This window comes from Herbaspirillum chlorophenolicum (assembly GCF_001189955.1).
GTDB lineage: Bacteria > Pseudomonadota > Gammaproteobacteria > Burkholderiales > Burkholderiaceae_D > Herbaspirillum > Herbaspirillum chlorophenolicum.
Window position 1 is genome coordinate 100000 of sequence record NZ_LFLT01000004.1, and the last position, 22511, is coordinate 122510.

Here is a 22511-nt window from a genome sequence, read left to right on the forward strand (position 1 = left end):
TTCTTTAAAACAATGAGGCTGTTGGTGCTGCTTTACTACCTGGCCCGGGAGCCGATCACTTCGCACACGGCCTTGGCGCTTTCCCTGCTGGTATCGCGCAGCAGCGCATGATGCATGTCGGTAAAGCGGTGCACCAGCCGCTGCTGCTGCGCATGGTCGTCCAGTTGATGCCACATGGCATCGGCCAGCGCTTGCGGCGTGGCGTCGTGCTGTAGCAGCTCCGGCACCAGATACTCCCGCGCCAGGATGTTCGGCAGCCCGACCCATGGCTGATAGCCCATATGGCGCATGATCTGGTACGAGGCCCACATGACCTTATAGGAAATCACCATCGGCTTTTTATACAGCGCCACTTCCAGCGATGCGGTGCCTGAGGCCACCAGCACCGCATCTGCCGCTTCCATGGCCGAATGGGACTGGCCGGAAATGACCTTGATTTCCAGGTCTTCATAGCCGCCCAGGCGGATCTGCTCCAGGAAAAAGGCCATCTGCCTGTCGCCCGCCATGGGAGTCACGAACTGCAAGCTGGATTCCCGCTGCTTCAGCAAACGCGCCGCCGCCAGGAAGCCGTCGCCATTATGCTTCAGCTCGCCCATGCGGCTTCCTGGCAAGATCGCCACCACGCGGGCATCCTGCTTCAGTCCCAGCCGCGCCCGCGCCGCCGGCATGTCGGGCTGCATCGGGATCACTTCGGCCAGCGGATGGCCGACATAGGTCACCGGGATGCCGGCGTTGCGGTAAATGTTTTCCTCAAAAGGAAAGATCACCAGCATGTGCGACACCGCGCGCGCAATCTTCTTGATGCGCCAGCCGCGCCAGGCCCAGATTTGGGGGCCGATGAAATGGATGGTGGGAATGCCTGCCTTGCGCAGTTGCTCTTCCAGGCCCAGGTTGAAGCCCGGATAATCCACTCCGACGAAGACATCCGGTCGGTCGGCCAGCAGCCGGTCGCGCAGGTCTTCCTGGATGCCCTTGATTTCGCGATAACGGGGAATGACTTCGAACAGGCCGCGCACGGTCAGCTTGTCCATCGGCCAATCGCTGGTGAAGCCTTGCGCCATCATGTGCTCGCCGCCGATGCCGTGCAACCGGACATCCGGCAGGCGTTCACGCAGGCCTGCCAGCAAGCGGCTGCCCAGCAAGTCGCCGGAACTCTCTCCGGCCACCAGAGCGATGGATTGCTTGCGCGTCAGTTCAGCGAATGATGCCACGGGCCGAGGATTCGATGAATTCGCGCAGCAGGCGGATGTGCTCGGCCGATGAGGCCGACTTGGCCTCCATTTGCGCCAGTTCCTGCTTGGCGTCTTCCAGCGGCAGGTTGGAGCGGTAAATCACCTTGTAAGCGCGCTTGATCTCCATGATCTGTTCGCTGGTGAAACCGCGCCGTTTCAGGCCTTCGCTGTTGATGCCGGCAGGCACCGCACGGTTGCCTGCGGCAGTCACGAAAGGCGGCACGTCCTGGCTGACGGCGGCGGTAAAGGCGGTCATCGCATGCGCGCCGATATGGCAGAACTGGTGCACGGTGGTGAAACCGCCCAGGAACACATAATCGCCAAGGTGGACGTGGCCGGCCAGCGTGGCATTGTTGGCCAGGATGATATTGTTGGCCAACTGGCAATCATGCGCCAGGTGGACATAGGCCATGATCCAGTTGTCGTTGCCGATGCGGGTGGCGCCGGCATCCTGCACGGTGCCGCGGTTGAAGGTGACGAATTCGCGGATGGTATTGCGGTCGCCGATCTCGACCGTGGTGGGCTCGCCCGCATATTTCTTGTCTTGCGGCGCGGCGCCGATGGAGCCGAACTGGAAGATCTCGTTGTCGCGGCCGATGGTGGTATGCCCTTCGATGACCACATGGGCGCCGATGCGGGTACCCGCGCCGATGCGCACATCAGGGCCGATCACGGCATAAGGGCCGACCTCGACCGAGGAATCGAGCTGGGCGCCGGGTGCAATCACTGCGGTAGGATGAATCTTCGACATATCCTGTTATTCGCTTGATGTTCGCTGCTTGTTCTCTTGATGGGCTTGCAATCTCGCCATGCCCAATGAATCGGGCCCGGCGGGATCGTATTCCGATCGCCGGCCGGGCCCTCCATGCTCAGTTTGGCAGGCCGGCTCAGGCGCTCTGGCTCGCGTCGGCGGCGCTGCGCATGGTGCACATCAGGTCGGCTTCGACCGCGACCTGACCATCCACCGAGGCAACTGCCGTGTACTTCCAGATACCGCGCGCACGGCGGGTGATCTCGACTTGCATCTTCAACTGGTCGCCCGGCTCCACCGGACGCTTGAAGCGGGCGTTATCGATGCCGACGAAATAGACCACGGTGTTTTCATCGGGCTTGCGGCCTTCGGTCAGGAAGGACAGCAGTGCGGCAGTCTGCGCCAGCGCCTCGATCATCAGCACGCCGGGCATGACCGGCTTGTGCGGGAAGTGGCCGTTGAAGAATTCTTCATTGACGGTCACGTTCTTGATGGCGGTAATGGTCTTGCCGCTTTCCCAGTCCAGCACGCGGTCCACCAGCAGCAGCGGATAGCGATGCGGCAGGTACTGTTTGATCTCGTTGATATCGAGGACTTTTTTGATATCGGGACTATTCATTCTCTTCTTGATTCTCTGAATTGGGGGTAAGCGATTTGAGCGTTTTCTCCAACGCCCGGATTTTCTCACGCATCGTGCCCAGATTGCGCACCAATGCGGCGGATTTTTCCCAATCCCGGTGTTCGGTGATAGGGTAGAAGCCGGTGTACTGCCCCGGCTCCAGGATCGAGCGCAACGCCAGCGTACCGGCCGACACATGCACCCGGTCGACGATGGTGATATGGCCGTGGATCATGGCCGCGCCGCCGATCGAGCAATATTTGCCGATGTTGGCGCTGCCGGCGATACCGGCGCAGGCGGCAATGGCGGTATGCGCGCCGATGTGGCAGTTATGGGCGATCTGGATCTGGTTGTCGAGCTTGACGCCCTCCTCGATCACGGTGTCAGCCAGCGCGCCGCGGTCGATGGTGGTGTTGGCGCCGATTTCGACGTCATCGCCGATCATCACGCGGCCGACTTGCGGAATCTTGATCCATTGGCCCGATTCGTTGGCAAAACCGAAACCATCGGCGCCAATGACCGCGCCTGAATGCACAATGCCACGCGCACCGATTTCGCAAGCGTGATGCAGCGTGGCGCGCGCATGGAAATGCGTATCGTCGCCCACTTTGGCATCGCGGCCGATAAAGCTGCCGGCGTCGATGCGCGCACGCTCGCCAATCACTGCACCGGCTTCAACTACCGCCAACGGGCCGATCACGGCGCTGGCGGCCACCTGGGCTGCCGGGTCGACCACCGCGCTGGGATGAATGCCGGCAGGCGGCACCACCTCGTCCAGGCGCTGGAACAACTGCGCCGCACGGGCGAAATACGCGTAAGGATTCTTCGTGACGATGCGCGCTCCAGCATAGGACTGGACCTGGACATCGTCGGCCTCGGACAGGATCAGCGCAGCGGCCTGCGTCTGGTCAGCCTGGGCCCGGAATTTGGGATTGGAAAGGAACGTGATATGGGAGGAGCCGGCGGCATCCAGCGGTGCGATGCCATGGACCTCAATGCCCGCATCGCCCTTCAACTGTCCGCCCAAGCGCTCGACCAATTGTTCCAGCCGAATACTCATCTTGGATATGCCTTACATCAAAAACGAAATTGCCGCTGTCCGGCATCCGAGTTCTGCCAACAAGTGAACCACCAATTGGCATGCGGGCGCGAAGACGTCACCGCCCTCGCGCCCGCATCCATGCCAAACCGGTTACTTTGCCAGTTCTTTCAGCACTTTGTCGGTGATGTCGATACGCTTGCTGGCGTAAACGGCTTCCTGGAAGACGATGTCGTACTTTTCAGCTTCCGCGATCTGGCGGATCACCTTGTTGGTACGTTCCAGAACCACGGCCAGTTCTTCATTGCGGCGCTGGTTCAGGTCTTCGCGGAACTCACGCTGCTTGCGCTGGAATTCCTTGTCCAGATCGGACAGGTCGCGCTGGCGCTTGGCGCGATCCGAATCCGACAGCACGGAGGTGTCCTTGTCCAGCTTGTCCGACTGTGCCTTCAGGCGTGCCGCCATGTCTTGCAGTTCGCGGTCGCGCTTGGCGAATTCCTGCTCCAGTTTGGTTTGGGCCGCCTTGGCCGGCGCCGCTTCGCGGAAGATGCGCTCGGTGCTGACAAATGCGATCTTCGAGCTTTCCTGCGCGTGCGCAGCGGAAAAACTCATCAGGCCAACGGCCATCACGATGGCCTGCAGGGACAAAAACGATTTAGTCATGAACTTCAAGATTGTTCTCCGTATTACAAAATTCAATGATACCCGCTTCAAATTTAGAAGCCGGTACCCAGTTGGAACTGGAAGGATTGAGACTTGTCGCCATCCTTCAGGTTCAACGGCTTACCGAAACTCAGTTTCAAAGGACCGATCGGCGATACCCAGCTGATGCCCACACCTGCCGAATAGCGCAGGTCGTTGAACTTGATGTTCTGGCCATCGGCGAAGACGTTGCCGCCGTCAAAGAACGTGAACCAGCGCAAAGTACGATCCTGGCCCGAACCCGGGAATGGGAATTGTAACTCCGCATTGGCATAGAAACGAGAGGCGCCGCCCATGGAGTCGCCATACTGGTCCTTCAGGCTGCCCAGCGACGATGCTTCATAGCCGCGCACGGTGCCGATACCGCCCGCATAATAGTTCTTGAACACCGGGTACGGCTTGCCGCCAAAGCCGCGGCCGTAGTCCAGTTCGCCGTTCAGCGCCAGCGTTACCGCCTTGCTGAAGAAAGGCTGGAAATACTGGTGCTGGTAGCTGGCACGATAGTATTTGAGCGTGCCCAGCGACGAGACTTCCATGTTGGCGCGCATGTACTGGCCGGTGGTCGGCACGAGCGCACTGTCGCGGCCGTCGCGTTGCCATGCAATGGTCAGCGGAATGCTGGTGGTGCGGGCGCTGCCAATGCCGCAATTATTGGAGGACGAAGTCACATCGCAGCCTGCACCGCCGGCGCCACCGAAATCGCGCACGTACTGGCGATACAGCGAGGGGCTGGTGGAGTCCGTGCTGACGTCGGTATTTTCAACGCCCGCGCCGAAGAACACGCGATCCAGTTCCGAGAACGGCACACCGAACTTGACGCTGCCGCCCAGGGTCTTCACGCGATAGTCACCAGTCGCATACACCGACGGGCGGATCGTGCGCAGATAGACTTCATAGGTGCGGCTGATGCCGTCATCGGTAAAGTATGGGTTAGTAGTCGACACCGAGATCGTACGATAACGCGAGCTGGTATTGACGTCGATACCGACGGTATTGCCGCTGCCGAAAGCGTTTTCCTGCGAAATCGAGCCGGTCAGGCTAAGCTTGTCCGATTGCGAGAAGCCGGCGCCCAGCATGATGTTGCCGGTCGGCTTTTCTTCCACCTTCATGTTGACGTCGACCTGGTCGCTGGTACCCGGGACTTCCGGCGTTTCGAGGGTGACTTCCTTGAAGTAGCCCAGACGGTCCACGCGGTCGCGGGACAGCTTGATCTTTTCGCCGTCGTACCAGGAATCCTCGAACTGGCGGAATTCGCGGCGAATGACTTCGTCGCGGGTCTTGGTGTTGCCGGCGATATTGACGTGGCGCACATACACGCGCTTGCCCGGATCGACCATGATGGTGAAGGCGACTTCCTTCTTCTCGCGGTCGACATTGGGGTTGGCATTGACGTTGGCGAACGCGTAACCGAAGTTGCCCAGACGCTCGCCGATCTTCTTTGTGCTGTCGGTCAGCTTGGCGCCCGAGTAGATATCACCCGGCTTCAACTGCACCAGCGAGGCCAGTTCCTGATCCATCCCGAACATCTCGCCTTCCAGCTTGACGCCGGAGACGGTGTACTTCTCGCCTTCCTTGATGTTGACGGTGATGTAGATGTCTTTCTTGTCCGGCGTGATCGATACCTGGGTAGATTCGATTTGCATCTCCAGGTAGCCACGGTCCAGGTAGTACGAGCGCAGGGTTTCGATGTCGCCCTGCAGCTTTTCCTTGGAATACTGGTCGGCCTTGGTGTACCAGGTGAACCAGCCCGGCGTGGTCAGCTTGATCTGGTCACGCAGCGTGCTGTCGGAAAACACCTTGTTGCCGACAAAATTGATCTGCTTGATGCGCGAGACTTCGCCTTCATCCACCGTGAAGCTGATCGCCACGCGATTGCGTTCGACCGGGGTCACCGTGGTCGACACCTTGGCGCCATACAGGCCGCGCGACAGGTATTGGCGCTTGAGCTCCTGCTCGGCGCGGTCGACCTGCGAGCGGTCGAAAATGCGGGACTCGGCGACGCCGATTTCCTTCAACGCCTTGGTCAGTTGTTCCTTGTCGAATTCCTTGATGCCGGAGAAGTCGACGCTGGCGATCGCCGGGCGCTCGACCACCTGCACCACCAGCACATCGCCTTCGGACTCGATGCGCACGTCGCGGAAGAAACCGGTGGCGTACAGCGCCTTGATTGCCGCCGTGCCTTTTTCATCGGTGAAGGTGTCGCCCACGCGTACCGGCAGGTAGCTGAAAACGGTACCCGCCTCGGTACGCTGGATACCTTCGACGCGAATGTCCTTGACCACGAACGGCGTCACGGCCATGGCTTGGCTGGAGCACAAGGCGAATGCTGCTGCGGCGATCAGGCGACGGGAAAAAGTCGGAATGGGATGGTGCGCAGGGTGTATTTTCATCTATCGTTCATCAACAGTGTTTTCGCCTCGGCACTGCCTGACAAGATGCTGGCAAGCAATTGAAAACGGATTCCAGATCCATTGCCAATTGCTTAACAACTGCCATGGGGGTTGGCCGGCAAATGTAAAAAATCCGGTCTTTCTTGCAAACCTTGGCGATTTCACTCGCCAATGCCCGCAACAGCCCGGATTTATCCTTGAAACATCAAGCGGACGATGTCGTTGAATGCAGCCACGAGCATCAGTGCCATCAGTATTCCCAGGCCGGCACGCTGCGCGATTTCCCCAAACCGCTCGGAAACGCGCCGCCCTGTCAAAATCTCCAGCGCATAATACAGCAAATGACCGCCATCTAAAACCGGGATCGGCAAGAGATTCATCACGCCCAGGCTGATACTGATAAAAGCAAGGAAACTAAGGTAGCTGACCAGGCCGACGCGGGCAGTCTGGCCCGCATAATCGGCAATGGTGATCGGGCCGGTAATGTTCTTCCACGACACCTGGCCGACGATCATCTTGCCGATCATCTTGACCGTCATGATGCTGGTGTCCCAGGTGCGGCGCGCGCCCTTGGCCACCGCTTCCAGCGGGCCATCGCTGATCGTCGCCATCTCGGGCGCCAGCGGCACTTCAACCTTGATGCGGCCGATCTGCTTGCCGGAAGCGCTGTCTGCCACGCTGTCGGGAACCACCGCCACATCAAATGCAGAATTTCCTCTTACACCATGCAGCATCAGCCGCTTGCCTGCGGACTCGCGCACCTTTTCAACGAATGCCAAGCCATCCCGAACCGGCTCGCCGTCGATCGCCAGGATCTTGTCCCCTGTCTGCAGGCCGGCCGATTTGGCCGGGCCATCGAGGATATTGCCCAACACCGCCGGCGGCCGCGCCAGCGCCAATCCCAGCTTGGACAGGAAATCGCCTTCCAGGTCGCCGCTGCCGACTTCATTCAGGCGCAGCGTAACCGTATTGAGCAGCTTGCCCGGCCCGTTCGGATCAGGGCGTTCGACATCGACACGGGCATCGGCCTTTTCGAGCACCAATTGCATCAGCTTCCAGCGCACTTCCGACCAGACATGCACCGGTTCGCCATTGATGGCCGTGATACGGTCGCCGCCGCGCAAGCCGGACTGGTAAGCCGCCGTCGATTGCGCCGCTGCACGCAGCGTGGGCACCGGCTCGGGCACGCCATGCATATACAAGCCTGCGAACAGCAGGATCGCCAGCAGGAAGTTGGCCGCCGGGCCGGCAGCCACGATGGCGATGCGGCGCCATACGGACTGGCGGGTGAATTCGCGTTTGAGGTCTTCTTCAGGGATGCCTTCCAGATCCTGCTCGCGCGCGTCGAGCATCTTGACGTAGCCGCCCAGCGGCAGGATGGACAAAGCCCATTCGGTCTGGTCCCGGCCGAACCGGCGCGACCAGACAATGCGCCCCATTCCTACGGAAAAACGCAACACCTTGACGCCGCACCAGCGGGCCACCAGATAGTGGCCCAGCTCATGCACCACCACCAATGTGCCGAGCGCGACGAAAAATGCGATCAGGGTATGCAGCAACGTCATTGTGAAATCAAGGCCTCGGCATGGGCGCGGGCAGCGGCATCCTGCTCCAGCAGCGTACCTACATCCGCCGCCTGCCGGTTGGGAATCGCGGACATCACCCGCTGGATCAGTTGGTCGATCATCCTGAACCCTATCTTGCGATCGAGGAAAGCCTGCACGGCGACTTCGTTGGCGGCGTTCAGCACCGCAGCCAGCGTGCCACCGGCGTGCAAGGCATCATACGCCAGTTTCAGACACGGAAAGCGGCCGAAATCGGGTTGACTGAATGATAACTGGGCGATCTGCGCCAAATCCAGCGGCGTCACGCCCGAAGAGATACGGTCAGGATAAGCCAGGGCGGATGCGATCGGGGTGCGCATGTCCGGATTGCCCAACTGCGCCAGCACCGATCCATCCGAATACGACACCATCGAGTGGATCACGCTTTGCGGATGGATCACCACTTCGATCTTGTCAGCCGGCGCACCGAACAGCCAGTGCGCCTCGATCACTTCCAGCCCCTTGTTCATCATGGTGGCCGAATCAACCGAAATCTTGCGTCCCATCACCCACTTCGGATGCGCTACCGCCTCTTCCACGGTCACGTCGTTGAGCGTGGCGACAGCGCGGGTGAGGAACGGGCCGCCGGACGCGGTCAACAGGATCTTTTCCACCCCGTGCGCCTGCATTGAACGGGTGTAGCCCGGCGGCAAGCATTGGAAGATGGCGTTGTGTTCGCTGTCGATGGGCAACAGGCAGGCGCCATGCGCAGCCACTGCATCCATGAGCAACTGGCCGGAAATGACCAGCGCCTCCTTGTTGGCCAACAGGATCTTCTTGCCGGCCCTGGCCGCAGCCAAGGTCGACGCCAATCCTGCCGCGCCGACGATGGCGGCCATCACCATATCGCAGCCCTGCGCCGATGCAATATCGCACAATGCCTCGGGGCCATAGGCGACTTCGGTCGACAATCCCTTAGCGCGCAGCAATGCATTCAATTCGCCTGCCGCCTCAGCCGAACCCACCACCGCCACCTGCGGACGAAAGTGTTCACACTGCGCCGCCAGTTCCGCCACACGCGAATGGGCGCTCAAGGCATAGACGCGGTAACGCTCAGGATGGCGTGCAATGACGTCAAGCGTGGAAACGCCGATGGAACCGGTAGAGCCGAGGATGCTGATGGACTGCATGGAATTTCCGGGTTGAGAGGTCGGGACGCTCAGGCTGCCGCCAGCCAGAGGTCAATCAGCGCCGCCAGCGGCAGCACCGGGATAAGTGCGTCGATACGATCCAGCACGCCGCCATGGCCCGGCAGCAGGTTGCTGCTGTCCTTCATGCCGGCGCGGCGCTTGAGCTGCGATTCGAACAGGTCGCCCACCACGCTGGCCACGACCATGACGCTCAGCGCAGCCACGAAGCCCAGCCAGCCCCAGCGGTCATACAGGCGCAACTGGAAAGTCTCGCCCAGGCCGACCGACATCGCCACCGCAGCCGAGATCACCAGCACTGCCAGCCAGCCGCCGATGGCGCCTTCCCACGACTTGCCGGGAGAAATCGATGGCGCCAGCTTGTGACGGCCAAAGCCCTTGCCGGAGAAATAAGCGCCGATATCGGCCACCCAGACCACTGCCATCACCGACAGCAAGTACAGCGGCGAGCGCTGGAACAAGTCGACGATGGCGACAAAGCAGCCCAGGATGGAAAGCATGTAGGTGCCGTTGAGCAGCCGGTTGGCGAACACTTCGGCCTTGGGCAGGCCCAGCCCCAGTGCCGGCACAAAACGTATCGCCCACAGCACCACACACAGGACATACAGCGGGCGCACACTGGGCAAGCCGCTGAAAAACAGGATCACACTGAAAGCCAGGGTCCACACCACCGCCCAGACGGCTGGACGCGGGCTCTTGAACAGGCGAAAACATTCCCAGGCGCCGGCGGCAAAAAACACCAGCACCACCATGGCAAATGCGGGGAAGTAATCGAAATACAGGATAGGCAACAGGATTGCCAGCAGGATCAACGCCGTGATGACACGCGTCTTGAGCATCAGGAAGCCTTTTTCTTGTCCAGCACTTGTGCGCTGGTGCGCCCGAAACGGCGCTCGCGTTGTTGATACGAGGCAATGGCCAGGTCGAGCGCCTCGGCATCGAAGTCCGGCCAAAAGGTATCCGTGAAATACAGCTCGCTGTACGCCAGTTGCCACAGCAGGAAATTGGAAATGCGCTGCTCGCCGCCGGTTCTGATGAACAGATCCGGCTCGGGCGCATAGGCCATGGCCAGGTAAGGCGCCAGCTGCCCTTCGGAAAAGTCGTGGGCGCCGGGATTATCCTTGACCATCCTGGACACCGCCTGCATGACATCCCAGCGGCCGCCGTAGTTGGCGCACACGGTCAAGGTCAGGCGATGATTATCGGCGGTTTGCGCCTCTGCTCGCAGCGCCATTTCCTGCAGCTTGGGGTCAAAACGGCTCATGTCGCCAACGATCTTCAGGCGAATCCCATTGAGCGACATCTTGCCGACTTCCCGCTCCAGCACCGTCATGAACAGGCGCATCAGCACCGACACTTCATCGGCTGGGCGGCGCCAGTTCTCGGAACTGAACGCAAACAGGGTCAGGAATTCGACGCCGCGCACGGCGCAGGCTTCGACGATGGCGCGCACCGCATCCACGCCTTTGGCATGGCCCGCCACGCGCGGCAGGAATCGTTTGGTTGCCCAACGCCCATTGCCGTCCATGATGATGGCAACATGACGCGGAACCGCGGAAATATCCGGAACCGCAAGAGTTGAGCTTTGATGCTTCATGAAGAATTATTTAGTGCATTAATGGCTTTCGGCCGCACCATGGTAGCGGGCTATGGGAACTTTGACAAACCTGGGAACCGGGAGTATTCCCCTGCCCCTCCGGCCGCTCCGCCGCACATTTCCTTTTAGTTTTACTTCTGCAACATGATGCGGCCGCCATCCAGCGGCCGCATCATGCAAGCCTTGCACGAGGTATAACGGATTACACCGTCATCACGTCCTTTTCCTTCTCGCTCACCAGCTTGTCGATCTCGGCGACAAACTTGTCGGTCAGCTTCTGGATCTCTTCCTGGCCACGGCGCTCGTCGTCTTCCGATGCCACCTTGTCCTTGACCAGCTTTTTCAGCCCTTCGTTGCCTTCACGGCGGATATTGCGGATGGCGATCTTGGCATCCTCAGCCTCGCTCTTGACCAGCTTGACCATTTCCTTGCGGCGTTCTTCAGTCAGCGCCGGCATCGGCACGCGAATCAGTTCGCCGTGGGTAGCCGGGTTCAGGCCCAGGTCGGCTTCGCGAATTGCCTTTTCCACCACACTCACCATTTTCTTTTCGTACGGCTGCACACCAATGGTGCGGGCGTCGATCAAGGTCAGGTTGGCCACTTGCGACAGGCCGGTCGGGCTGCCGTAGTAGTCCACCATCACCTGGTCCAGCAGGCCGGTGTGGGCACGGCCAGTGCGAACCTTGGCCAGGTTGGCCCTCAAAGTCTCGATCGACTTGCTCATCTTTTGTTCACTGTTCTTCTTGACGTCAGCGACACTCATGCTGCTCTCCTTTGATGCAATAACTTATCTTGAATGCAAATGCCCAATGCGGGGGCATTGTAAACGGGAATACCGAGGGTGTGGCCGGTTTGCTTGCCACAAGGCCTCAGACGTGTACCAGCGTACCTTCGTCCTCGCCCATCACGACGCGCTTGAGGGCGCCCGGCTTGATGATCGAAAACACCTTGATCGGCAACTTCTGGTCGCGGCACAGTGCGAATGCCGTGGCATCCATCACCTGCAGGTGCTTGGCAATCGCCTCGTCGAACGAGATCGATGCGTAGCGGGTGGCCGATGGGTCCTTCTTCGGATCGGCGGTATAGACGCCATCCACCTTGGTGGCCTTGAGCACGATCTGCGCGCCGATTTCCGAACCGCGCAGCGCTGCTGCGGTATCCGTGGTGAAGAAAGGATTGCCGGTGCCGGCGGCGAACACCACAACCTTGCCTTCCTCCAGGTATTGCAGCGCCTTCGGGCGCACATAAGGCTCGACCACCTGTTCGATGCCGATGGCCGACATCACGCGGGCGGTCAGGCCGGCCTGGCGCATGGCGTCGGCCAGGGCCAGCGAATTCATGACGGTGGCCAGCATGCCCATGTAGTCGGCGGTCGCGCGGTCCATCCCTTGCGCCCCCGGCGCCACACCGCGGAAGATGTTGCCGCCACCGATGACGATGGCCAGTTCGATACCCAGTTTGCTGATTTCTGCCACATCCGCGACCATGCGTTCGATGGTCGCGCGATTGATACCGTAGGCGTCGTCGCCCATCAGTGCTTCGCCGGAAAGTTTGAGGAGTACGCGCTTGTAAGCAGGTGTTGTCATTGCAGGGCTCCGTGTTCTATCCGATTTGAATTATTGCTTGTTGATTGGCCCGCCCTTTTTTCGCCTGGACGGGATGGCGCGTTCCCGTCGCGGAAAAATGCGGACACTTGCATGCCTGTACTGCTGCGCCAGTCTTTCCTACAACCGATCAACACCCATTGCCACTGCCTGCTTTGCCATGTGGATCTGCCAAAGCCATGACAATAGATGCCGCCCACTCCAAAAGTTCCGGTTGAGCTTAAAAAAACGGGCCTCTCGGCCCGCTTTCTTTTACAACGCTTACTGAGCTTGTTTCGCCGCAGCCACTTGCGCTGCCACTTCGGCAGCGAAGTCGTCCTGCTTCTTCTCAATGCCTTCACCCACCACGTACATCACAAAGGACTTCACGGTAGAGCTGGCGGCCTTGAGCATCTGCTCGACGCTTTGCTTGTCGTTCTTCACGAAAGCCTGGTTGAACAGCGACACTTCCTTCAGGTACTTTTGCACCGAACCTTCGACCATCTTGGCAGCGATGTCGGCCGGCTTGCCGGATTCGGCAGCCTTCAGGGAGGCAACCGAACGTTCCTTCTCGATCAGGTCGGCCGGCACTTGCTCGGCAGACAGGGCGACCGGCTTCATGGCGGCGATGTGCATTGCCACATCCTTGCCGACTTGCACGTCGGCGCCATCGAACTCGACGACCACGCCGATACGGGTGCCGTGCAGGTAGGACACCAGCTTGGCAGCCGATTCAAAACGCTGGAAGCGGCGGAACGACATGTTTTCGCCGATGCGGCCGATCAGTTCGGTACGCAGCTCTTCCAGGGTCTTGCCGTCAGGCAGCTTGCAGGCGCCCAGGGCAGCTACGTCGGCCGGGTTCTGTTCGGCGACCAGCTTGGCTGCTGCTTCAGCCAGGCCGATGAATTCTTCGTTCTTGGTCACGAAGTCGGTTTCGCAGTTGACTTCGATCAGGGCACCAACGTTGCCGTTGATGTAGGTCGCGACCACGCCTTCGGCGGTGATGCGCGAGGAAGCCTTGGAGGCCTTGCTGCCCAACTTGACGCGCAGGAGCTCTTCAGCCTTGACCAGATCGCCGTCGGCTTCGGTCAGTGCCTTCTTGCACTCCATCATCGGTGCATCGGTCTTTGCGCGCAGTTCGCCTACCATTGCTGCGGTAATTGCCGCCATACTATTTCTCCTGACTTGATGGCTCGCTGCCTGAGGCAACGCGCCTTAATCCAAAATTGGCTCGAAAATTGACTCAAAAAAAAGGGGCCACCGCGCGTATCGCTGTCACCCCTTTTTGTACTGCACCAGCGAAAGCGGAATTACGCCTGTTCGCTGACCTCGACGAACTCGTCGCCCTTGACGGCTTCGACTACTTCGTTGACGGCATTGGCACGGCCTTCCAGCACGGCGTCAGCCACACCTCGAGCGTACAGAGCGATCGCCTTGGCGGAATCGTCGTTACCCGGGATGACGTAGGTCACGCCTTCAGGCGAGTGGTTGGTATCAACCACACCGATGACCGGGATGCCCAGCTTGGCGGCTTCGGTGATGGCGCCCTTGTGGTAGCCGACGTCGATCACGAAGATGGCGTCAGGAATGCCGCCCATATCCTTGATGCCGCCGATGGCCTTTTCCAGCTTTTCTTTCTCGCGGCTGAACAGCAGCGCTTCCTTCTTCGACAGCTTTTCGACCGAACCGTCTTCGATGGCAGCTTCCATGTCCTTCAGGCGCTTGATCGAGGTCTTGATGGTCTTGAAGTTGGTCAGCATGCCGCCCAACCAGCGCTGGTCGACGTAAGGCACGCCAGCGCGTTGCGCTTCAGCAGCCAGGATTTCACGCGCTTGGCGCTTGGTACCGACAAACAGGATAGTGCCGCGGTTGGCCGACAGCTGACGCACGTACTTTTGCGCCTCCTGGTACATGCCCAGGGTCTTTTCCAGGTTGACGATGTGGATCTTGTTGCGATGACCGAAAATGAACGGGGCCATCTTGGGGTTCCAGAAGCGGGTTTGGTGACCGAAGTGGACACCGGCTTCCAGCATTTCGCGCATGGTAACGGACATGAATTTCTCCAGGGTTAGGTCTGGAATCCGCTCGGTCATCCGGCTCATGCAGCCAGACACCCTTTGGCGAACGGATTCGCGTTTCAAAAATACATTTCAATAAGACAACATGCGGCTTGCACCAGCCATATTGCCCTCCAACCTGATTTCAGGTTAGCCCGAGATTATACTTAACTACGCCATTTTATTCAAGCATCACTTCAACTTGGAATGCTGCCGCCTCCGGCGCGCCGGCAGCCTCTCGACTATAATCCCTACTTGACGATTTTCCTGCGAATTACGATACAACATGGGCAACATCACCATCAAGACCGCTGAAGACATCGAAGGCATGCGCGTGGCCGGCCGCCTGGCCGCCGAAGTACTGGATTACATCGCCCCTTTCGTGAAACCCGGCGTGACCACCGGCGAGATCGATCGCCTCTGCCACGAGTACATGACAAATGTACAAGGCACCATCCCGGCCCCGCTCAACTATTGCCCGCCCGGCTACACGCCCTACCCCAAGGCCATCTGCACCTCGCTCAACGACGTGATCTGCCACGGCATTCCTGGCGACAAGGTCATGAAGAACGGCGATGTGCTCAATATCGACATCACGGTCATCAAAAACGGCTACCACGGCGACACCAGCCGCATGTTTTACCTGGGCGAACCGTCCATCCTGGCGCGCCGCCTGACCGACATCACCTATGAATGCATGTGGCTGGGCATTTCCAAGATCAAGCCGGGCGCGCATCTGGGCGATATCGGCCACGTCATCCAGCAGCATGCCGAAAAGGCCGGCTACAGCGTGGTGCGCGAATTCTGCGGCCACGGCATCGGCAAGGTGTTCCATGAAGAGCCTCAAGTGCTGCACTATGGCCGCCCCGGTACGCTGGAAAAATTGCAGGCCGGCATGATTTTCACCGTCGAGCCGATGATCAACGCCGGCCGCCGCGAAATCCGCGAAATGGGTGATGGCTGGACCATCAAGACCAAGGATCGCAGCCTGTCGGCGCAGTGGGAACATACCGTGCTGGTCACCGAGACCGGTTTTGAAGTGCTGACTGTTTCGCCCGGCATGCCGGCGCCGCCTGCCTTCATCCAGAACCTGGCAACGGCTCCCGCCTGACCGCATCCCCAAGCTACCACCACCTCCGGCGGAAATGACGATGAGCGACAGTCCGGTCATCGTCATTTCCGCCGAAGCGTTTCAGGATCAACAGCGGCATTTCACACGTCCGCGGGGTATTCGGCATGAAACCTGCTAAGGAAAGCGAGCCGCCTGGGGACGCGGCCGACAGGCCGACAGCAAGCGGGCACCCCTTCGCCAACCACAAATTCAAGCCGATGCCGACACTAGCCGTCACGCTCAAAAAACAGCTCAAGGCCGCGCGCCAGCAAGCTATCGATGCATTCCAGTCCAATCACAAGACGGAACAACTGCTGACCCAGTTGCGCCGCAATGTCGACGAAGCGCTCACGCAGGCCTGGACGGAACTGGGGATGCCTTCCGATGCCGCCCTGGTGGCCGTCGGCGGCTACGGCCGCGGCGAACTGTTCCCGCATTCGGATGTGGACGTGCTGATCCTGCTCTCCAGAACGGCCGAAGGCGAAGAAAAAGAGAAACTGGAGTCGCTGGTCCAACTGTTCTGGGACATCGGCCTGGAAATCGGCCACAGCATCCGCACCATCGACCAATGCATGGACGAGTCGGCTGCCGACATCACGGTGCAGACCAGCCTGCTGGAAGCGCGCCTGGTCACCGGCAGCCGCAAGCTGTTCAAGCAACTGCAGGAGCGCTACCAGGCCGCGCTCGACCCGCTGGCCTTCTTCCAGGCCAAGACGCTGGAAATGCGCCAGCGCCACGTCAAATATGAAGATACCCCCTACAGCCTGGAACCCAATTGCAAGGAAAGCCCCGGCGGCTTGCGCGACCTGCAGGTGATCCTGTGGGTGGCCAAGGCGGCCGGACTGGGCGACTCCTGGGGCAAGCTGGCCGAACACGGCATGCTGACGCCCACCGAAGCGCGCCAACTGCGCCAGAAGGAGCGCGCCTTCAAGGACATCCGCATCCGCCTGCACATCTATACCAACCGCCGCGAAGACCGCCTGGTGTTCGACATCCAGACACCGATTGCCGAAAGTTTCGGCTTCAAGACCACCGACACCCGCCGCGCCAGCGAATACCTGATGCAGCGCTACTACTGGGCCGCCAAAGCGGTGACCCAGCTCAACACCATCCTGCTGCAAAACATCGAGGCCCACCTGTTCCCTCAGCAGGTCGTCCCCAAACGCATCAACGACCGCTTCAACGAGGTCAACGGCTTCGTCGATATTGCGCATGGAGACGTATTCGAAGAGACGCCCTCGGCCATGCTGGAAGTGTTCCTGGTGCTGGCCGAGCATCCGGAACTCAAGGACATGTCGGCGCGCACCATGCGCGCGCTGTGGCACGCCCGCTTCAAGATCGACAACGCCTTCCGCAGCAATCCGGAAAACCACCGGCTCTTCATGCAGATCATCCAGGGCAAGCGCGGCATCATGCACGCGCTGCGCCGCATGAACGCCACCAGCGTGCTGGGGCGTTATTTGCCGAACTTCCGCCACATCGTCGGCCAGATGCAGCACGACCTGTTCCACGTCTACACGGTGGACCAGCATATCCTGATGGTGGTGCGCAACGTGCGCCGCTTCACCATGAGCGAGCACGCCCACGAATACCCTTTCTGCAGCCAACTGATCGCCAACTTCGGCCAGCCCTGGGTACTGTACATAGCGGCGCTGTTCCATGACATCGCCAAGGGCCGCGGCGGCGACCACTCCAAGCTGGGTATGGCCGATGCGCGCCAGTTCTGCGAGCAGCACGGCATTTCCGAAGAAAACACCGAACTGATCGTGTTCCTGGTCGAACAGCACCTGGCCATGTCGCATGTGGCGCAGAAACAGGACCTGTCGGACCCCGACGTGATTTCGCAATTCGCCCAAATGGTCAAGGACGAGCGCCACCTGACTGCGCTCTACCTGCTGACCGTGGCCGACATCCGCGGCACCAGCCCCAAGGTATGGAATGCCTGGAAAGGCAAGCTGCTGGAAGACCTGTACCGCATGACGCTGCGCGTACTGGGCGGCGAAGCGCCATCGGCCGACCGCGAGCTGAAGAACACCCAGCAGGAAGCCATCAAGACGCTGCGCCTGTACGGCCTGCCGGCCGACGCCCATGAGAAGTTCTGGAAACAGCTGGACGTCGCCTACTTCCTGCGCCACGACGCCTCCGACATCGCCTGGCAAACCCGCTGCTTCTACGACAAGATCGACACCGACGTGCCCCTGGTGCGCTGCCGCCTGGCCCCCATCGGCGAAGGCGTGCAGGTCGCGGTCTATACCCCCGACCGCCCCGACCTGTTTGCGCGCATCTGCAGCTATTTCGACCAGAAGAACTTCAGCATCTTCGACGCCAAGATCCACACCACGCAAAGCAACTACGCGCTGGACGCCTTCCTGATCAATGCGCCGGTATTCGCCAAGAACTATCGCGACATCATCAACCTGATCGAGCATGAACTGAGCGAACTGCTGAAGTCGGATGCGCCGCTGCCGGCCCCATCGAAGGCGCGCTTGTCGCGGCTGTCGCGCACCTTCCCGATCAACCCGGCGGTCGACCTGCGCCCCGACGAGCGCGGCCAGTACTACCTGCTGTCGGTCTCGGCCAACGACCGGGCCGGGCTGCTGTATTCGATCTCCAACGTGCTGGCCAAGTACAAGATCAACCTTCACACCGCCAAGGTAATGACCTTGGGCGAGCGCGTCGAAGACGTGTTCCTGATCGACGGCCCGGGACTGAACCAGCCACGCAACCAGATCATGCTGGAAACCGACCTGCTCAAGACCCTGCGCATCTGACCCGCTCCACCATGATCATCGGCCGGCGCCCAGCCTTGGCGCGCCGGCCCCCAAGCCGTACAATCTCATCCTCGCCGCCTGCCGGCATCTTTACGTATTTGCAAGGCCCCTCATGACAGAACCCGTCCGCCTCTCCAAACGCATGTCCGAACTCGGCCTGTGCTCGCGCCGCGAAGCCGACGAGTGGATCGAAAAAGGCTGGGTGCGCGTGGACGGCGTAGTGGTGTCGGTACTCGGCAGCAAGGTGCTGCCGCACCAGAAAGTCACCGTGGAACGCCAGGCCAGTGCCGAACAGTCCCAGCGCGTGACCATCCTGATCAACAAACCCATGGGTTATGTCAGCGGCCAGGCCGAGGACGGCTACAAACCTGCGGTAGTGCTGGTCAACGCCGAGTCGCGCTGGGAAGAAGACACCGCCGAAATGCAGTTCCATCCGAAGCAATTGCGCAGCCTGGTGCCGGCGGGACGGTTGGACATCGATTCGGTAGGCCTGCTGGTGCTGACCCAGGACGGCCGCATTGCCAAACACCTGATCGGCGAGGATTCCGCCGTCGACAAGGAATATCTGGTGCGCGTGAAGTACACGCGCCCCGGCAAGCTGCCCGAGCATGACCTCAAACGGCTGAACCATGGCCTGATCATGGATGGCAAGCCGCTCAAGCCAGCCAAGGTGGAATGGCAAAACGAGGATCAGTTGCGCTTCGTCCTGAACGAAGGCAAGAAGCGCCAGATCCGCCGCATGTGCGACATGGTCGGCCTGAAGGTGATCGGCCTGAAGCGGGTGCGTATCGGCGGCGTCAAGCTGGGCGAACTGCCAACCGGGCAATGGCGTTATTTGCGGCCGGACGAGCAGTTCTGATTGCAACCGGCGTCACGCCGCGTCCCAACTTTCGCCTGGACGGCGGCGGCTAGAGGGTAGCTTAGAGGAAACGATCCAGTATCTTGCGGCTATGCTTGTCCAGCGCCTTCTGGTCGCGCACCAGGAACTGGATGCTGTGGCTGTCGGCAATCAGCAGGGCCGATTGCGGCAGGCGGCGGATATCTTCTTCGCCCTTCAGGGTAAAGGTCGTGATGCCGCGGCTGGTTTCCACCGTCCAATCGCTGGGCGTGGCATAGGTCGAGACGCCGACGATGCGCAGGATCTCCGGCATGAATTCGCGGCTGGCCAGCTCCTCTTCGATCAAGCCGCGCACTTCCGCACTCACCTGCTCCAGGCGTTCAATCCAAGCCAGTTCATGGCCGTCGCTGCTGACGATGGAGATGCCATGGTCCGGCGCGCCGATCGGAAACGCCCGCACCGGAATCACATTTTCGCTCTCGACGCCATCGGCGCCGATGAAGATCAGGCGGCCGAAGCTGTTGCGACGCAAGGCAATGGACGCCAGCGGCGTCGCTGCTGCTGTTGTTGGGATCATGGTCATGTTCACTCTCCTCCCTCGGCCTGGCTGACCGAAACTTCCGCTTCGCCGTCGGGATTGCGCGCCTGCGCCTGGTACAGCTTGTAGTAATGGCCTTCGCGCGCCATCAATTCTTCATGGTTGCCGACCTCCACTACCTGGCCGCGATCCAGCACCACCAGGCGATCGGCCTTGCGCAGCGTCGACAACCGGTGGGCAATGGCGATCGTGGTGCGGCCCTGCACCAGGTTGTCCAGCGCCTTCTGGATTTCCTTCTCGGTAGTGGTGTCGACCGACGAGGTCGCCTCATCCAGGATCAGGATACGCGGATCGATCAGCAATGCGCGCGCGATCGAGATGCGCTGGCGCTCGCCGCCCGACAATGCCTGGCCGCGCTCGCCCACCAGCGAATCGTAGCCTTGCGGCAGGCGCAGGATGAATTCATGCGCATGCGCCGCGCGCGCGGCGGCGACGATCTCTTCGCGCGTAGCCTCGGGCTTGCCGTAAGCGATGTTCTCGGCAATGGTGCCGAAGAACAGGAACGGCTCCTGCAGCACCAGGCCGATATTGCGGCGGTATTCGGAAATCGGCAGCGAGCGGATATCGACGCCATCAATGCGGATCGCCCCCTCCGAGACGTCATAGAAACGGCAGATCAGGTTGACCATCGTGCTCTTGCCGGAGCCGCTATGGCCGACCAGACCGATCATTTCGCCCGGCGCGATGGACAGGCTCATGTTGCGGATCACCGCACGATTGCCGTAGCGGAAACCGATGTTGCGCACCTCGATGGCGCCCTTCACGTTCTCCAGGTGCACCGGGTTGGCCGGCTCGGGCACGCTGGAAACGTGGTCGAGGATGTCGAAGATGCGCTTGGCGCCGGCAGCGGCCTTCTGCGTCACCGACACGATACGGCTCATCGAATCCAGCCGCGTATAGAAGCGGCTGATGTAAGCCAGGAAGGCGGTCAGCACACCCACCGTGATCTGGTTGTTCGATACCTGCCAGATGCCGAACACCCACACCACCAGCAAGCCGACTTCCGTCAGGAAGGTCACGGTCGGGGTAAACAGCGACCAGATCTTGTTGACGCGGTCGTTGACCACCAGGTTGTGGCGGTTGGCCTCGCGGAACCGCGCCACCTCGCGCTTTTCCTGCGCAAAGGCCTTGACCACGCGGATGCCGGGAATGGTATCGGCCAGCACGTTGGTCACCTCCGACCAGATGCGGTCGATCTTTTCGAAGCCGTGGCGCAGGCGGTCGCGCACCACATGGATCATCCAGGCAATGAACGGCAGCGGCAGCAAGGTAACCAGCGCCAGCCACGGGTTGATCGAAATCAGGATGGCCGCCGTCATGATGATCATCAGCACATCGATGGCAAAATCCAGCAGGTGCAGCGACAGGAACACGCAGATGCGGTCGGTCTCGGAGCCGATGCGCGCCATCAGGTCGCCGGTACGCTTGCCGCCGAAGTACTCTTGCGACAGGCGCAGCAGGTGCTCATAGGTGCTGGTGCGCAGGTCGGCGCCGATGCGCTCGGACACCAGCGCGAGGATATAAGTACGCGCCCAGCCCAGTCCCCAGGCCAGCAAAGCCGCGCCCAAAAGGCCGGAGAGATACAGCATGGCGAGATGGGTATTGATCGGCGCACCGTTCTGGAACGGAATCAGCACGTTGTCCATCAGCGGCATGGTCATGTACGGCGGCACCAGCGTGGCGGCCGTCGAGGCCAGCGTCAGCAGGAAGCCCAGCAGCAGCGCTCCCTTGTATGGCTTGGCAAAACGCGACAGGCGAAACAGCGCCCAGGTGGATGGCGGCGCTTCCTTTAACTCCGGGCAGATGGCACAGGTTTCCTGCCCTTCGGGAATCGGCGCCTTGCACTGCGGGCAGATGTCGCCGCCCTCTTCTTCCGGCGCCACGCCGGATGCCACCAGGTCGCGCTGCTGCTCGAACAGCTTGATCAGGCGCAGCGCCTGCGGATTCTGCGCCAGCGTATAGCGCCAGGCGGCCAGGCGGCCATGGTCATCGCACAGCTCCAGCGTGCCGACGCCGGCATGGTCGACATGCTTCAAGGAAAGTTCGGGACGGTAGGCCCACTCCTGCCAGACAGTGCCTTCCGGCGTATTGGCCAGCAGCCGGGTTTCGGTGGCAACCACCAGCGAAGACCGGAATTGCAATTGCGTATCGAGATCCAACTCCAGCCAGGCCACGATCTTTTCGTTGGCGGTCAGGCGGGCTGCGATTTCCGTTCCCCAGCGTTCGGGCAAGCTGGCGATGGCGGAAGGAAGAGAATCAGTAGTCATTTAACGGCAACGTTGGGCCCGATGCGAGCGATTGGCAATCTGCAAAGTACAAAGTCGGAGCGCGGCCGGAAGCGTTATCCGGCCATGAGCAGCGCGCGATTATAGCGCCCACTGGCGTTCATAACGCAAGACACCCCAAAACGGTGGACGCAAAGCGGGATCGCCGGGAACCCTTTCCCACAGGATGCGACAACGGCCGCGGCA

The 22511-nt window shown here is 60.7% G+C and carries 19 protein-coding genes; 3 read left to right on the top strand and 16 right to left on the bottom strand.

Annotation, left to right across the window (positions count from 1 at the left end; genetic code table 11):
• Nucleotides 1-35: 35 nt before the first annotated feature.
• From lpxB to rpsB, 14 genes are all read right to left on the bottom strand, one after another.
• Nucleotides 36-1211: a lipid-A-disaccharide synthase gene (gene lpxB / locus AKL28_RS04605; protein WP_050466882.1), complete on the bottom strand. Its 1176-nt coding sequence runs from the start codon at nucleotides 1209-1211 to the stop codon at nucleotides 36-38.
• Nucleotides 1195-1983 carry an acyl-ACP--UDP-N-acetylglucosamine O-acyltransferase gene (lpxA, locus tag AKL28_RS04610; protein WP_050466883.1) on the bottom strand — a complete coding sequence of 263 codons (789 nt, stop codon included), beginning with the start codon at nucleotides 1981-1983 and terminating at the stop codon, nucleotides 1195-1197. Before lpxA ends, lpxB begins: the two co-directional genes overlap by 17 nt.
• 136 nt (nucleotides 1984-2119) lie before the next feature.
• Nucleotides 2120-2602 carry a 3-hydroxyacyl-ACP dehydratase FabZ gene (fabZ, locus tag AKL28_RS04615; protein ID WP_050466884.1) on the bottom strand — a complete coding sequence of 161 codons (483 nt, stop codon included), beginning with the start codon at nucleotides 2600-2602 and terminating at the stop codon, nucleotides 2120-2122.
• The gene (gene lpxD / locus AKL28_RS04620; RefSeq protein ID WP_050466885.1) at nucleotides 2595-3662 is read right to left on the bottom strand and encodes a UDP-3-O-(3-hydroxymyristoyl)glucosamine N-acyltransferase; all 1068 of its coding nucleotides are present in this window, start codon (nucleotides 3660-3662) and stop codon (nucleotides 2595-2597) included. The genes fabZ and lpxD overlap by 8 nt, the downstream gene beginning before the upstream one ends.
• A 132-nt stretch (nucleotides 3663-3794) precedes the next feature.
• On the bottom strand, nucleotides 3795-4268 hold the full coding sequence (locus AKL28_RS04625) for an OmpH/Skp family outer membrane protein (RefSeq protein ID WP_231602343.1): 474 nt from the start codon (nucleotides 4266-4268) through the stop codon (nucleotides 3795-3797).
• Between the two features lie 89 nt (nucleotides 4269-4357).
• Complete coding sequence (gene bamA / locus AKL28_RS04630) at nucleotides 4358-6733, bottom strand: outer membrane protein assembly factor BamA (protein ID WP_050466887.1); 2376 nt, start codon at nucleotides 6731-6733, stop codon at nucleotides 4358-4360.
• Nucleotides 6734-6924: 191 nt separating this feature from the next.
• Entirely contained in the window at nucleotides 6925-8298 is a 1374-nt protein-coding gene (gene rseP / locus AKL28_RS04635) for an RIP metalloprotease RseP (RefSeq protein WP_050466888.1), read from the bottom strand.
• On the bottom strand, nucleotides 8295-9467 hold the full coding sequence (gene ispC, locus AKL28_RS04640; RefSeq protein WP_050466889.1) for a 1-deoxy-D-xylulose-5-phosphate reductoisomerase: 1173 nt from the start codon (nucleotides 9465-9467) through the stop codon (nucleotides 8295-8297). Before ispC ends, rseP begins: the two co-directional genes overlap by 4 nt.
• A 29-nt stretch (nucleotides 9468-9496) precedes the next feature.
• Nucleotides 9497-10324 carry a phosphatidate cytidylyltransferase gene (locus tag AKL28_RS04645; RefSeq protein WP_050466890.1) on the bottom strand — a complete coding sequence of 276 codons (828 nt, stop codon included), beginning with the start codon at nucleotides 10322-10324 and terminating at the stop codon, nucleotides 9497-9499.
• Nucleotides 10324-11082, bottom strand: coding sequence for a polyprenyl diphosphate synthase (uppS, locus tag AKL28_RS04650; RefSeq protein WP_082221357.1), 759 nt, complete (start codon nucleotides 11080-11082; stop codon nucleotides 10324-10326). Before uppS ends, AKL28_RS04645 begins: the two co-directional genes overlap by 1 nt.
• A 202-nt stretch (nucleotides 11083-11284) precedes the next feature.
• Nucleotides 11285-11845, bottom strand: coding sequence for a ribosome recycling factor (frr, locus tag AKL28_RS04655; protein WP_050466892.1), 561 nt, complete (start codon nucleotides 11843-11845; stop codon nucleotides 11285-11287).
• Nucleotides 11846-11951: 106 nt separating this feature from the next.
• The gene (gene pyrH / locus AKL28_RS04660) at nucleotides 11952-12668 is read right to left on the bottom strand and encodes a UMP kinase (RefSeq protein WP_050466893.1); all 717 of its coding nucleotides are present in this window, start codon (nucleotides 12666-12668) and stop codon (nucleotides 11952-11954) included.
• Between the two features lie 279 nt (nucleotides 12669-12947).
• Entirely contained in the window at nucleotides 12948-13835 is an 888-nt protein-coding gene (gene tsf / locus AKL28_RS04665; protein WP_050466894.1) for a translation elongation factor Ts, read from the bottom strand.
• 140 nt (nucleotides 13836-13975) lie between these two features.
• Nucleotides 13976-14719 carry a 30S ribosomal protein S2 gene (rpsB, locus tag AKL28_RS04670; RefSeq protein WP_050466895.1) on the bottom strand — a complete coding sequence of 248 codons (744 nt, stop codon included), beginning with the start codon at nucleotides 14717-14719 and terminating at the stop codon, nucleotides 13976-13978.
• Nucleotides 14720-15008: 289 nt separating this feature from the next.
• Between rpsB and map the strand changes: the two genes are divergently transcribed.
• From map to AKL28_RS04685, 3 genes are all read left to right on the top strand, one after another.
• Nucleotides 15009-15833, top strand: coding sequence for a type I methionyl aminopeptidase (gene map, locus AKL28_RS04675; RefSeq protein WP_050466896.1), 825 nt, complete (start codon nucleotides 15009-15011; stop codon nucleotides 15831-15833).
• A 218-nt stretch (nucleotides 15834-16051) separates the two neighbouring features.
• Complete coding sequence (locus AKL28_RS04680; protein ID WP_050466897.1) at nucleotides 16052-18604, top strand: [protein-PII] uridylyltransferase; 2553 nt, start codon at nucleotides 16052-16054, stop codon at nucleotides 18602-18604.
• 112 nt (nucleotides 18605-18716) lie between these two features.
• Nucleotides 18717-19463, top strand: coding sequence for a pseudouridine synthase (locus AKL28_RS04685; RefSeq protein ID WP_050466898.1), 747 nt, complete (start codon nucleotides 18717-18719; stop codon nucleotides 19461-19463).
• Nucleotides 19464-19524: 61 nt separating this feature from the next.
• On the opposite strand, the gene AKL28_RS04690 is transcribed toward AKL28_RS04685, so the two are convergent.
• Together AKL28_RS04690 and AKL28_RS04695 are read right to left on the bottom strand one after the other, a co-directional pair.
• Nucleotides 19525-20025 (bottom strand): cyanophycin metabolism-associated DUF1854 family protein, encoded by a 501-nt coding sequence (locus tag AKL28_RS04690; protein ID WP_414735687.1) that lies wholly within the window; start codon nucleotides 20023-20025, stop codon nucleotides 19525-19527.
• 2 nt (nucleotides 20026-20027) lie between these two features.
• The gene (locus AKL28_RS04695) at nucleotides 20028-22307 is read right to left on the bottom strand and encodes a cyanophycin metabolism-associated ABC transporter (protein ID WP_050466899.1); all 2280 of its coding nucleotides are present in this window, start codon (nucleotides 22305-22307) and stop codon (nucleotides 20028-20030) included.
• Between the last annotated feature and the right edge of the window lie 204 nt (nucleotides 22308-22511).